We start from the raw sequence: 12,808 nt of genomic DNA, 5'->3' as shown, positions 1-12,808 counted from the left end.
GTCAGCCTTAGTGTAAATATACAACTAAGTTAGTTGACATTTGCCACTAAGTCATGTTTTCTCCTTTTCGGCACGAGCGAGGGGCTCGCGCCAAGGATAGGAAAAACGGATATGTTCGGACTGCGCTTTATCAAGACGGAACCCACGCAATACGTCATCCAGTATCAGAACGGCAAGGCCGTCCGCGAGGGCGCAGGTCTTGCCTTCTGGCATTTCTCGCCTTCGAGCTCTCTCGTGCTCGTGCCGACTGCCAGCGTCAACGATCCCTTCATCTTTCCTCTGGTGACATCGGACTTCCAGGAGGTGACGGTGCAGGGGCAGATCACCTACCGCATCGCCGACCCGCGCCGCACGGCGGCACTTCTGAATTTCACCCTCGACCGTAGGGGCCACTATGTCTCGGAAGATCCGCAGAAGCTTTCGACCCGGGTGATCGACCGCGTCCAAGTGGCGATGCGGGCCGAGGTTCAGACGTTGTCGCTGAAGGAGGTTCTTGCTTCAGGCGAGGCGCTCGTCGCCGGCGTGGCGGACGCGCTCAAGGTTCATCCGACAATTGAAGCGCTTGGACTCGAGATCTTAGGTCTGTCGCTGCTTGCCGTCATGCCGAAGGCCGAAACCGCGAAGGCGCTGGAAGCGCAGGCCCGCGAAGCACTGCTCCGGCAGGCCGACGAAGCTATCTATAGCAGGCGCAACGCGGCGATCGAACAGGAGCGGACGATCAAGGAAAACGAGATCGCCACCGAGATCACCCTGGAGAACAAGAGGCGGCAGGTGCGCGAAGCCCAGATGGAAGCCGAACGCGCCGTTCAGGAACGGCAGCTGCAGATCCGCCGCGAAGAAATGGCCGGCAAGATCGCGCTCGAAGAGCAAAACCGCGACCTGGTGACACTGGCGGCGACCAATGCTCGGGCCGAGGCCGACGTCCAAGCCTATGCAATGACGGCGATGATGAAATCCTTCGAGCAGGCCGATCCGAAAGTGCTGCAGGCGCTTGCCTCGGTCGGCATGCAGCCGGGCCAGTTGATGGCGCTCGCCTTCCGCGACCTCGCCGACAATGCGACGAAGATCGGCCAGCTGAACGTCTCGCCCGATCTTCTCAGGGAGATCTTGCAGCCGCAGGAGGGCAAGGACCGTGCCGGCCTCTGACGAACGCAAGATCATCCTGGTCGTCAGGCCGACCCGGCTCGACGAACTCATTGCCCGCTTCAACACGGTGCAGCAGGCGCAGTTCTATGTCGAGCATCTCGGCGCCGATTTCAGCGACTACCTCGCCGAGAAGAAGCGGTACGAAACGGCCATCACAGAGGTGGAAGCAAGCCTGCGCGCCGTCGCCCGTGTTCAGCGCCTCGACCGCCGCTACCTCGCGAGCTTCGTCTTCGGCCCCGACGATGTCATCGTCGTGCTCGGCCAGGACGGTTTGGTCGCCAACACGCTCAAATATCTCGACGGGCAGCCGGTGCTCGGCGTTAACCCCGACCCCGAACGCTGGGACGGCCTGCTGCTTCCCTTCAACCCGAGGAGCCTTCCGAAGGTGATCGGCGAGGCGCTGAAGCACAAGCGGCCGATCAAGCGCGTCAGCATGGCGAAGGCGACGCTGAACACCGGCGCCGTCATTCACGCCGTCAACGACCTCTTCATCGGCCCGCAAAGCCACGTCTCGGCGCGCTATATCCTGCATGCCGAGGAGCGCGAGGAACGCCAATCCTCCAGCGGTATCATCGTCTCCACGGGCATGGGTTCGACCGGCTGGCTGAAGAGCCTCTACTCCGGCTGTCTAGGAGCCGCGAGCGCGCTCGGCCTCGAACCCGCCGACCGGAAGATCGATATGTCCTTTGCCTGGGACGCGGATTACCTGCGCTACTTCGTGCGCGAACCCTTTCCCAGCCGCACCACCGGCACCAGCATCGTTGCCGGCATCGTCTCTGAGGACCAGCCGCTTACCATCGTCTCCGAAATGCCGGAACACGGCGTCATCTTCAGCGACGGTATCGAGGCGGATTTTTTGGAGTTCAACGCCGGGACGCGAGCGGAGGTGACGCTGGCTGAGCGGCAGGGGATGTTGGTGGTGTAAGGGATAAAGGTTTGATTTGATTTGTTTTGATTCCAATATGGAAGTAATATCGTGGTTTAATTCTTTTACCTCTGCGCGAGCCTCCTCCGAACGACATGCAGCGCCTCAGCATGAGGGTCGTTGGAGATGCCGCACCTTGGGTCCGTCGGCGGGCGGCTGCGGGCGACGAGAGGTGCTGGAGGATGGCGCAGCGGCACCAAAGGCTCGGAGGGCGGGTGCGCGTCGCGTCGGGTAGATCCAAGGAGCGGTGCGGTGGCGTGTCCTTCGAGGCTCCGGCCCTTGGCCCGCGCGCCTCAGAATGAGGGACGTTGGCGGACGCCGCGCCTTCGAATGCGTGGCGGCGGCCGTGGGCGCCGGTAGGCACCGGATGATCTGGCGGAGGCTCGTAGCTGTTCGAGGTTGGGCGGCGCCTAGGAGAGCCACATGCTCCGGGCCTCGGAGGGGTGGCGCGGGTGCGCCTGCGAGAGATGGAAACAGGGAGCGGTGCTGCTGCGCGCTCAGCATTGACCAGGTGGGAAGAGCCGCCGACATGGCGCGCGGCCGATGGCGCCGGAGCGGCGGGTGCCGATGGGATCATCGATCGGTCGCGGGCTGATCATCTGTAGCTGGCATCGATCCGTTCCTCTCGAATATGCTTTGCTGTCCGCTCCTCGCACCGCGACCCGACACGGCTCCGGCTCAGGTGAGAATCGCGACGGGAGCATATGGCCCTGCGACCGGATCGCCTGATGTCTTCGCGCTGTGCAATCCGCAAATGGCATCGCGCATGGCTATCCCCCTGTTAGTTCGGTTGCTTTTGCTGATCTCGTTTATACCGGCCAGACTGGCGGATCCCATCAGAGGTGTTGGGGATAACCTCGCTGGTTGGGGATGCCGCAGATTGGCATCCATCGGCGGAGGCTGTGGGAGACGAGAGGTGCTGGAGGAGGTCGCAGCGGCACCCAAGGGTTCGGAGGGCGGGCACGCATCGAGTCGGGTGATCCAAGGAGCGGTGTGGCGGCGTGTCCTTCGAGGCTCCGGTCTTTGGTCTGCGCGCCTCGGTATGAGGGACGTTGGCGGATGCCGCGCCCGGGATTGCTTTGGTGGTGGAGGTTGCTGCGGTTTCAGGCGTGTCGAAGGGTGCCGCGGCGCCTGGTCCGTTGGTGGAGGCCGCGGTCGATCAGGGACGCCGAGGATCAGCGGGGCTGCCTGGGAGGCCTCGTCCTGAACCGTCCTGTCAGGGGCATCGAATGGCGAGGCGGATGCCATGCATCAAAGTGAAAGAAGCCCGGCGCGGGAGAGTGCGCCGGGCTTCGATAGTGACCGACAGCATGGGAGGGGGAGTGCTGTCTATCGGGCCAAAGCAGCTAGGAGGGTCAGCGCTTCGGCTCGTCAGGAGGTAGTGTCGCAATGCGGCGAATTCAAGCCGGTAGCTGCGTCGATATCGTACGGATTGCGCCGTGAAAGAAGCAGTGGTGGCGGATGTTTCGTTCGGCCGCCAGTGATCCTCAGGTTTAGAATTGGGTTGTCCGCGGACAACTGAGCGCGCGGGACATCTGGTCGGCCGCAAGCAAAAATGCGCGAAGCTCCCGGCGGCACCTGGCAGCATGTCCGCGACGGCCATCCGACCCCAGCGGTCCGGAGGCGTGCCAAGTCCGACATTATTCTTGCTGCGCGCATCTCTTATGAGGGCTGGCCTTCGTGTGCCGGCGGGGATCCCGTGGATCGGTTGTCCGCGGACAACGTATTTTCCAGCTGAGCTTCATGTCTCGGGCGGCGATGCCGGAGGCGACGCCCTAGGTGGCACTTCGCTTATATGTTAATGTTCGGCATTGCTTCATGTGAGGGGCTGATGGACAGGAAGCTTGTGGCTATCCTAGCGGCCGACGTGGTTGGATACTCGGCGCTGATGGAGCGTGACGAGACGGGCACCTTCGAGCGTCTCACCACGATACGCAAGAAGCTGATCGAGCCGGAAATCGCCAGGCGACGCGGCTGCATCTTCAAGCTCATGGGAGACGGCTTGCTTGCCGAATTCTGCAGCGCCGTGGATGCGGTTGAATGCGCGGTGTCAGTGCAGCGCGCGCTAAACGAGCGCAATGCGGAGGTGCCGCAGAATGAGCGGCTGGAGCTGAGAATAGGGCTCAATCTCGGTGAAGTTATTGTCGACGGCGATGACCGCTATGGCGAAGGAGTCAATGTGTCGGCGCGCCTGCAGCAACTCGCCGATCCCGGCGGCATCTGTATCTCCGGCAAGGTCGTGCGCGAGGTCGAAAAGACACTTGCCTTCGGATTTGAACCGATGGGCGAGCAAAGGGTCAAGAACATTGCCGAGCCGATCACAGTCCATCGTCTGGTGCAGGAAGGTACTTCTCCGGAAGCGCGATTGGCAAGGCCACCTGCCCTGCCGAATAAGCCGTCGATAGCCGTATTGGCCTTCGAAAACATGAGCGGCGACCCAGAGCAGGAATATTTTACCGATGGATTGGTTGAAGATGTCATCACTAACCTTTCGAAGATTTCGAGCCTTTTCGTCATCGCGCGAAACTCCACCTTCGCCTACAAAAGCAGGGCCATGGACGTCAGGCAGATCGCCAGGGATCTAGGCGTTCGCTACGTGCTCGTAGGCAGTGTACGGCGGGCGGCGAACCGCTTGCGTATCACTGCGCACTTGATTGAAGGGCGGGACGCAACCCATATCTGGGCCGACAGGTTTGAGGGTGCGGCTGAGGACGTTTTCGATTTGCAGGATCAACTGACCGAACGGATCGTCGGAACGCTTGAGCCGACGATCCGGCGCGCGGAGATCGAGCGCGCGCGTCGCAAGCGGCCGGATAGCCTGGATGCCTATGATTTATTCCTCCGCGCGCTGCCGCACAGCTATGCCAATACACCGGCGGATACCAGTGAGGCTCTGCGGTTGCTGGGCGAGGCCTTGCGTCTTGATCCCAACTATGCCTGCGCGCATGGCTATGCTGCCTGGGGATATGAACAGCGTTTCCTACGTGGCGGGTTCCATCCCGAGGACAGAGCTGCTGCTCTCAGGCACGCTGACGCGGCGCTCGCCACCGGCGGCGATGAACCGCAGGCGCTTTGCCTGGGGGGCTTCGTCCACGCCACGATCACGCATGATTATGACCGCTCCATCAATGCGCTCGACAGGGCGCTGATGCTCGATGGAAATTCATCGCTCGCCTACGGTTTAAGCGCGATGGTTCACATGTTCAACGAAACCTATGATCAGTCACGCGATCACGCATTCAGGGCCCTCCGGCTAAGCCCGCTCGATCCGATGAACTATCATTCCTATCTCGCGTTGGCCTGGGTCAGCCTGTTTACCGCTCGGTTTGAGGACGCCGTAAAATATTCAGCGCTCGGGATCCAAGTGAACCCCGCTTTCAGCATACTCCACGCCAGCCTAGCGGCGAGCTACGCCAATCTCGATCGGCTGGAGGCCGCCTGGGCAGCTGCCAGGCGCCTCCTGGAGGTCGCGCCCGGCTGGACGATCGGCGCGTTCGTACGAATGGATGTGGTGCGACCCCAGCTCATGGATGGGCTGGCATCGGCATTGCGCAAGGCAGGCTTGCCGGAATAGGATTGCCACCCGCCGTTTGGCTCGGCTGGCTGCCGTTGAAGAAACCGGCCGCTCAACCGCCGATCTCGGCAGTGAGATTAGGATCGAGATCGCGTTTCGTGAGGTTTTATGCGGTCCGGTTCTCCGGCTCTGGAGCCGCAATGGCAGCAAACAGCGGCAGCACCCTCAGCCCCGCCCGCGCGCGGTAACGAAAGTAAAGACGGATTTCATTTCCGTATGCCCAGGCGGACCTTTTGAAATCAGTAACTTATGACTTGATGATCTGTGCGCTTCCTGCGCGCAAAAACGTTACCGGGCGCAGGCAGAGCCCCTCCCCTGCCTGGATTCTCCGCAAGAAAGCAAGGGCTTGCATCTTTTAGCGACGCCCAGCGTTATCAACGCAGCAAATCGGAGGATAGGGTAATGGCTGATGCGCTCCACCTCAAGAGATTTCCCCTCGCCGCGACGGTGATGGCGGCGGCGATCGGTGCTTTGGTCGTACTGCAGGCAAGGCAGCGCGACGCGCTGGCGCCGCCTGCCACGACCAGTTGGAGCGGCGATGATCACGGGCGTAGCGCAGCCACACCCGAGGCCATTCCGATGCGCGGCCTTCGCGACGTGTTCTGGCGCGTCTTCCATGAAATCCTGCACGACCGCGTCACGCTTATTGCCGCCGGCGTGACCTTCTATCTGCTGCTGGCGATCTTTCCGTCATTGGCGGCTCTCGTGTCTCTCTACGGATTGGTTGCCGATCCCGTCACCATCTCCGAACATCTGCGCGAGCTCGCCATTCTCTTGCCGCCCGGAGCCTTTGATCTTCTTGCCGATCAGATCAAGTCGCTTGTCGAAAAGCGAGAAAGCACGCTCGGCATAACCTTCTTCGTCGGCCTCGCCGTCGCCCTCTGGAGCACGCACAACGGCACGCTCGCGATCTTCGACGCGATGAACGTCGCCTATGAGGAGGACGAGAAGCGCAGCCTCGTGCGGCTGAACCTGGTCGGCTTCTGCTTCACCTTATGCGTAATCTTCTTCGCCGGCCTGATGGTGGCGCTGGTCGGGGTGATGCCGGTCGTGCTCTCCTATCTCTGGCTCGACCGATTCCAGGAGCAAATGGCTCTTCTGCTGAGATGGCCACTGCTCCTGCTTGTGGTGGCGGCAGCAGTCATGCTGATCTACCGCTTCGGTCCGAGCCGCGAACCCGCCAGGGTACGGTGGATGACCTGGGGTGCTGCTCTGACAGCGGTCGCCTGGGCCCTTATGTCGCTCGGCTTCTCCTTCTACCTCGAGCATTTCGCCAATTACGACGCCACCTACGGCACGCTCGGCGCGCTGATCGGCTTCCTCATCTGGATCTGGCTTTCCGTCGTCATTCTCATTGTCGGCGCGGAGGTCAATGCGGAGCTGGAGCACCAGACGGCGCGGGACACGACGACGGGCCATCCGCTGCCGATGGGCGCGCGCGGCGCCTATGTCGCCGATACTTTGGGCGAGACTGCGAGCTGAGCGGCGGGGCTTGATGCCGAGAAGTGCGACCGGTTTTCGGATGAACTCATGCTCCACTCTTCAGTTGAGCAGTCTCGGTGACTGCTCCTCGAATTGATGTATCCTAACCCTCGGCAGGTTCGACAGAGGAGACGATCATGACCGCCCCGCACCCTTCCAAAACCCATATCGGCAATCACGCGCTGCATCCCGAAACGCAGATGCTGAATTACGGCTACGATCCCGAACTTTCGGAAGGGGCGGTCAAGCCGCCGGTATTCCTGACTTCCACCTTCGTCTTCAATTCCGCCGAGGATGGCCGCGATTTTTTCGATTACGTCTCTGGCCGTCGCGAGCCGCCGGCCGGCAAGGGCGCTGGCCTCGTCTATTCGCGCTTCAACCATCCAAACAGCGAGATCGTCGAAGACAGGCTCGCCGTCTATGAGCGGACCGAAAGCGGCGCGCTCTTCTCCTCAGGCATGGCGGCGATTGCCACAACTCTGTTCGCCTTCGTCCGGCCGGGCGATGCGATCCTGCATTCGCAGCCTCTCTATGGTGGCACCGAAACCTTGCTGGCAAAGACCTTCCTCAATTTCGGGGTCGCCGCAGTCGGCTTTGCCGATGGGGTCAGCGAGGGGTCGGTGCAGAAGGCGGCGGAGGAGGCGGCGGCGAAGGGTCGTGTCTCCGTGATCCTGATCGAGACGCCTGCCAATCCGACCAACAGCCTGGTCGATATCGCGATGATCCGGCGTGTGGCCGATTCGATCGGAGCGAAGCAGGGGCATCAGCCGATCGTCGTCTGCGACAATACCCTGCTCGGGCCGGTCTTCCAGCGGCCAATCGAGCATGGCGCCGATATCTCGCTCTATTCGCTGACCAAATATGTCGGCGGCCACTCCGATCTGATCGCCGGAGCCGTCCTCGGGCGCAAGGCTGTCATCAAGCAGGTCAAGGCGTTGCGCGGCGCGATCGGCACCCAGCTCGATCCGCATTCCTGTTGGATGCTCGGCCGGTCGCTGGAAACGCTTCAGCTGCGCATGGAGCGGGCCAACAGCAATGCCCGGGCCGTCGCCAATTTCCTGCGCGGTCATCCAAAGGTCGAGACGGTCCATTATCTCCCGTATCACGATCCGGACTCGCCGTCGGGCCGCACCTTCGCCGCACAAAGCACCGGCGCCGGCTCGACCTTCTCTTTCGATATCCGCGGCGGCCAGCCGGCCTCCTTCAAATTCCTGAACGCCCTGCAGGTCTTCAAGCTCGCCGTCAGCCTCGGCGGCACGGAATCCCTTGCGAGCCACCCCGCTACAATGACGCATTCCGGCGTGCCTGCCGATATCAGGGAGCGCATCGGCGTGCTGGAATCGACGATCCGCCTGTCGATCGGCATCGAGCATCCGGATGATCTCATCGCCGATCTGGAACTGGCGCTGCAGGCGGCCTGAGGCGGTGGGAAACGATGCCCGGCGGCGCCGGGCATCGGGAGCGGCTTTACTTGTCGTCGATCGTCAGTTCCGTCTCGTCCGTGTCAAGCACGAAGACCGCAAGCAGGCGTGCCGGCTCGGTTGTGCTGGCGTTGGCGCTGACGCTGTGATGATCGCCGGGGAATTCCGCGAAGCTTTCTCCGGCCTTATAGGTTTTCACCGGACCGTCGTTGACCGCGCTGCGGATCGAACCTTCGAGAACGGTGGCATAGATGAAGGCCGAATCCGGATGGGTATGGCCGGGTGACATGCCGCCGGGCTGATATTCCACCAGCACGCCCTTCATGCTTTTGCCCGGAACATTGGGAAGCTTCTGGTCGAAAACCACGCTTACCTTCGCTTTCTCGCCTCCGGCGTGAACCTGGGTGCCGGCTGCAAGCACAAGGGCGAAGGCTGTTACCGAGATGATTTCCCTGAGCATATCTTGTCTCCTCAGTTTATAGAATGGTCGACGAACGCCACCTCGCTGGTTAGGCGCTCTTTTTCTGCGGCGGCTGCTGGCGCAGCCAGTTGTCGAAGCGGATTTTGCCGAGCCGCGCATTGGCACCGGTGACGAGCGAGGTGTCATCTAGCTCGACGCCGAAATAGCGGGCGTGCGGATCCGCCATCACCTGGCGCGGATCGTTCGTCGCCTTGAAGAGACGCGTGACGATATCGGTAAGACGGATCTTCTCCGGGCCGCCGATCTCGATGGTGCCGTTCACAGGTGCTGCGAGCGCCACTTCGGCCATGACGTCTGCGACGTCGTTGGAGGCGATCGGCTGCAGGTAGGCCGGCGACAGGTGCGCGGTCTGGCCGACCGTGTTCGCCTGGGCGATGCCCGCCATGAATTCATGAAACTGGGTGGAATGCACAATGGTATAGGGAATGCCGGAGCCTTTGATCAGCTCTTCCTGGGCCATCTTGGCGCGCATGTAGCCGCTGCCCTGCAGCCGCTCCATGCCGACGATCGACAGCGCGATGTGATGCTTCACGCCGGCCACCGCGCCCGCCTTGAGCAGGTTGCGGCCCGAGGTCTGGAAGAATTCGAGGACGGCCTTGTCCTCGAAGGAGGGCGAGTTGGCAAGGTCGAGCACCACCTCGGCGCCCGATAGCGCTTCGGCAACGCCTTTGCCGCTGATCGTATCGACGCCCGAGTTCGGCGAAGCCGCCAGAACGTCATGCCCTTTCCCACGCAGCCTTTCCACGGTCTTCGAGCCGATGAGCCCGGTGCCGCCGATGACGACGATCTTCATGGTAATCTCCCTTGTCCGTTACGAAGAATGTCCTCTGCTGACTTGCCTTGAAGCCGCAATCTGCGTGCCTGCAAGGGCAAGTCACTTCATCGGCCGGAACCGATCGGCAGGAGAATGCGCCGGATCGCGGCGGCGAACCATTCTCTCTCGGTCGCTGTCGGCCTATGCCAAGGCAGTAGGACGGCTAGTCCTGGATCGAAGCGGCCTGCGGAAATGGAGGGGATTTTGCGTCGCCCGGCGTTGGGAAGGAGCGGAGATGGTGCGACGCCTCCGTTCCCGACTGCCGTCTCATCAAGACAAGCTAACCGCCTCGAACAGCGCCGTCAGTCCGATGCCGCCGCCGATGCCGATCATGGCGAGGCCGGTCGCGGCGGGCGACCAGCCGTCCTTGCGCACCAGCTGGCTATATAGCCGGCTTACGAGGATCGCGCCCGAGGCGCCGAAGGGATGGCCGAGCGCGATGGCGCCGCCCTCCCGGTTGACTGCGTCGGCTGATATATCCAACTGATCGAGCGATGCCAGGACCTGGGCGGCAAAAGCCTCATTGAATTCGATCACGTCGATCTTCGAGAGCGAGAGGCCGGGCTGGCGCTGCAGAAGCTTGCCGGTCGAGGCGACCGGGCCGATGCCGAGCAGATTGGGATCGACGCCGGCAGCCGCGCTATCGATGAAGGCGAGGCCCTTTTCGATACCGAGGTTCCTCGCCATGCCGCGGCTCATGACGAGAACCAGGCAGGCTCCGTCATTCAGAGGGCAGGCATTGCCTGCCGTTACCGAGCCGTCGGCCAGGAAAACGGGTTTCAGCTTTGCGAGCGCCTCGAGCGATGTCGATGGACGCGGGCATTCGTCTCGCTCCACCAGGCCATTGGCTGTGAGGATCTCGACGATCTCGGGCCGGAAGAGGCCCGCTTCGGCCGCTGCGACGGCGAGGCGGTGGCTGCGGAGTGCGAATTCATCCTGCTGTCGGCGGGATATGCCGAATTGGCGCGCGACATGTTCGGCGGCAATGCCCATCTCCGGATCGCCGATCGCCTCGGTGGAAAACCGGGCACGCCCGTAGAAGCGCGGCAGCGCGCCGGTTGCTTTCGGTCTTTCGACGCGCCACGGCGCGGTGCTGACGCTTTCGACGCCGCCGGCGAGAAAACAGGCTCCCGCCTTCGCCTGGATCAGCCGGGCGGCCAGGATGACTGCTTCCAGTCCCGAACCGCATTGCCGGTCGATGGCGACGCCGGGAACGGCGATCGGCAGGCCGGCATTGAGGGCCGCCAGCCGGCCGATATTGCCGCCGCCGCCGGCGGCATTGCCGACCAGCACATCGTCGATTGTGTCGGGGGCAATGCCGGTTTCCGCAAGGATACGGCGGATGATCGGGGCAAGCAGGTCTTCGGCCGCGACCGTCGAGAGCGAGCCGAAGGCCCGGCCGATCGGCGCGCGGTAGGCGGCGACCACGATCGGCTGCCAATCCTCGTCAGGCTGATAAGCGTAGGACAAGACCGTCTCCCGAAACCACTGATGCCTCTACCTGCCCGCGCGCGATCTTGCCGCTGCTCGTCATCGGCCAGCAGCCGATATGGTAGAATTGCCTGGGGATCTTGAACCTTGCGAGCTTGCCCGCGCAATGGTCGCCGAGAATTTTCGCATCCGTCGCTTCGCCCGATATCACGGCGACGATCCTTTGGCCGTAATAGGCATCCGGCAGCCCGAAGACGACGGCGTCTTCGACGCCGGGGCAGGTTTTGAGTGCGCTCTCGACCTCGGCGGGGTAGACGTTGTTGCCGCCCGATATCAACATGCCGCCGGCCCGGCCAATCACCCGCAGCATGCCGTTTTGATCGATTTCGCCGAGATCGCCGACCGTGGCACCCGCCGGGGTGACCCGAAACGCCTGCCCGTCATCGCCCCAGAGATAGCCGTCGGCGATCAGGTCGCTGTTGACGAAGATGGTGCCCGGCACATCAGTGCCGACATCGTTTTCTTCGGGGTCGCGAATGGATATTTTGACGCCGGGGTAGGCGCGTCCGACCCGGTCGATCGGATCGTCGGTCGCGCCGCCGACGAGCGTCGAAACCGTCATGAAGCCGATCTCGGACGCGCCGTAATATTCCCGGATGCGCGCCTTCGGAAAAAGGCGGCGCATGGATTCAACCTCGTTCAGGTTCAGTTTCGCCCCGGCGGTCAGCACGTCGCGCATGGATATCAGCGGCGCGTCCGCCCATGCCCGGGCAATGCCCGCTATATGGGTCGGAACGGCGACCAGCCGTTCGATGCCGGAAGAGAGGATGTGGGCAACCGCGCCGGGGTTCCATTTCCCCACCGAATGAAAGGTCGCCCCGGCATCGAGCGCCTCGACTAGGGCGTAAAGCGCAAGGCCATGCACCAGGGCGCCGGGACAGAGCGTCGAGGGCGCGTCCCGGAGTTCGAAAACCAGACGTCCCCGGTCGAGGCTCCGGCGCCACTGCTCGCGCGAGCGATAATAGGCCTTCGGCTCGGCTGTTGTGCCCGAGGTGAAGCCGATCAGGAAGATTCCCTCGGCATCGACCGGCAAGTCGTCCGGTTCTGCCGCGAGGTCGAAGGGCTCGGCGCCGGCAACGATGAAGGGGATGCCGAGCCTGCGGCCGATTTCGGCGCTCGGGCTCGAACCATCGTCGACGACGAGCACGTCAGGTATCAGGCGTTCGACGATGCGTTCGATCCTTTCGGCCGGCATCATCGGATCGATCACCGCTGAGGCATTCGGGAGCGCGGTGGCGGCGACGAAGTATTCGGCAAAGCCGATGTGGTTGCCGAGGCTCATGGCGACCAGCTTCTCGACGCCCGGCAGATCGAGCGAGCGGCGGTTCGAGCGCGGAAGCTCCTGGAGAAACCGACAGATCGCGCTCGAGCGGGAATAAAGTTCGCCATAGGTCAGGCAGCGGCCGTCGAGCACGACTGCCGGCTTTTCCGGTCTCTCCAAGGCATGTCGAAGAAGCGCTGCATGGATCGGCAT

Annotated in this window: 9 protein-coding genes; 5 read left to right on the top strand and 4 right to left on the bottom strand. The window is 62.7% G+C overall.

The annotated features are described in order from the left end of the window. Positions 1-111: 111 nt before the first annotated feature. The 5 genes from FFR93_RS21055 to FFR93_RS21030 all read left to right on the top strand — a co-directional run bounded on the left by FFR93_RS21055 (position 112) and on the right by FFR93_RS21030 (position 8,548). Entirely contained in the window at positions 112-1,146 is a 1,035-nt protein-coding gene (locus FFR93_RS21055; protein ID WP_138394632.1) for an SPFH domain-containing protein, read from the top strand. Continuing rightward, positions 1,133-2,071 carry a sugar kinase gene (locus tag FFR93_RS21050; RefSeq protein WP_138394631.1) on the top strand — a complete coding sequence of 313 codons (939 nt, stop codon included), beginning with the start codon at positions 1,133-1,135 and terminating at the stop codon, positions 2,069-2,071. Before FFR93_RS21055 ends, FFR93_RS21050 begins: the two co-directional genes overlap by 14 nt. A gap of 1,831 nt (positions 2,072-3,902) precedes the next feature. Continuing rightward, the gene (locus tag FFR93_RS21040; RefSeq protein ID WP_171049230.1) at positions 3,903-5,645 is read left to right on the top strand and encodes an adenylate/guanylate cyclase domain-containing protein; all 1,743 of its coding nucleotides are present in this window, start codon (positions 3,903-3,905) and stop codon (positions 5,643-5,645) included. A 402-nt stretch (positions 5,646-6,047) separates the two neighbouring features. Then, on the top strand, positions 6,048-7,127 hold the full coding sequence (locus tag FFR93_RS21035) for a YihY/virulence factor BrkB family protein (RefSeq protein WP_064708421.1): 1,080 nt from the start codon (positions 6,048-6,050) through the stop codon (positions 7,125-7,127). 137 nt (positions 7,128-7,264) lie between these two features. After that, entirely contained in the window at positions 7,265-8,548 is a 1,284-nt protein-coding gene (locus FFR93_RS21030) for a cystathionine gamma-synthase family protein (RefSeq protein ID WP_138394629.1), read from the top strand. A 46-nt stretch (positions 8,549-8,594) separates the two neighbouring features. Here FFR93_RS21030 and FFR93_RS21025 read toward each other — a convergent pair whose 3' ends face one another. The 4 genes from FFR93_RS21025 to FFR93_RS21010 form a co-directional block, all read right to left on the bottom strand. Then, entirely contained in the window at positions 8,595-9,008 is a 414-nt protein-coding gene (locus FFR93_RS21025; RefSeq protein ID WP_138394628.1) for a cupin domain-containing protein, read from the bottom strand. Positions 9,009-9,057: 49 nt separating this feature from the next. Next, a complete protein-coding gene (locus tag FFR93_RS21020; protein ID WP_138394627.1) occupies positions 9,058-9,822 on the bottom strand; it encodes an SDR family oxidoreductase in 765 nt (254 codons plus the stop codon). 291 nt (positions 9,823-10,113) lie between these two features. Next, the gene (locus tag FFR93_RS21015) at positions 10,114-11,313 is read right to left on the bottom strand and encodes a thiolase family protein (RefSeq protein ID WP_138394626.1); all 1,200 of its coding nucleotides are present in this window, start codon (positions 11,311-11,313) and stop codon (positions 10,114-10,116) included. Beyond that, a complete protein-coding gene (locus tag FFR93_RS21010; RefSeq protein WP_138394625.1) occupies positions 11,291-12,808 on the bottom strand; it encodes an AMP-binding protein in 1,518 nt (505 codons plus the stop codon). The genes FFR93_RS21015 and FFR93_RS21010 overlap by 23 nt, the downstream gene beginning before the upstream one ends.

It is taken from the genome of Rhizobium sp. MHM7A (assembly GCF_005862215.1).
Lineage (GTDB): Bacteria > Pseudomonadota > Alphaproteobacteria > Rhizobiales > Rhizobiaceae > Rhizobium > Rhizobium bangladeshense.
This window is presented reverse-complemented; position numbering and strand designations above follow the sequence as displayed.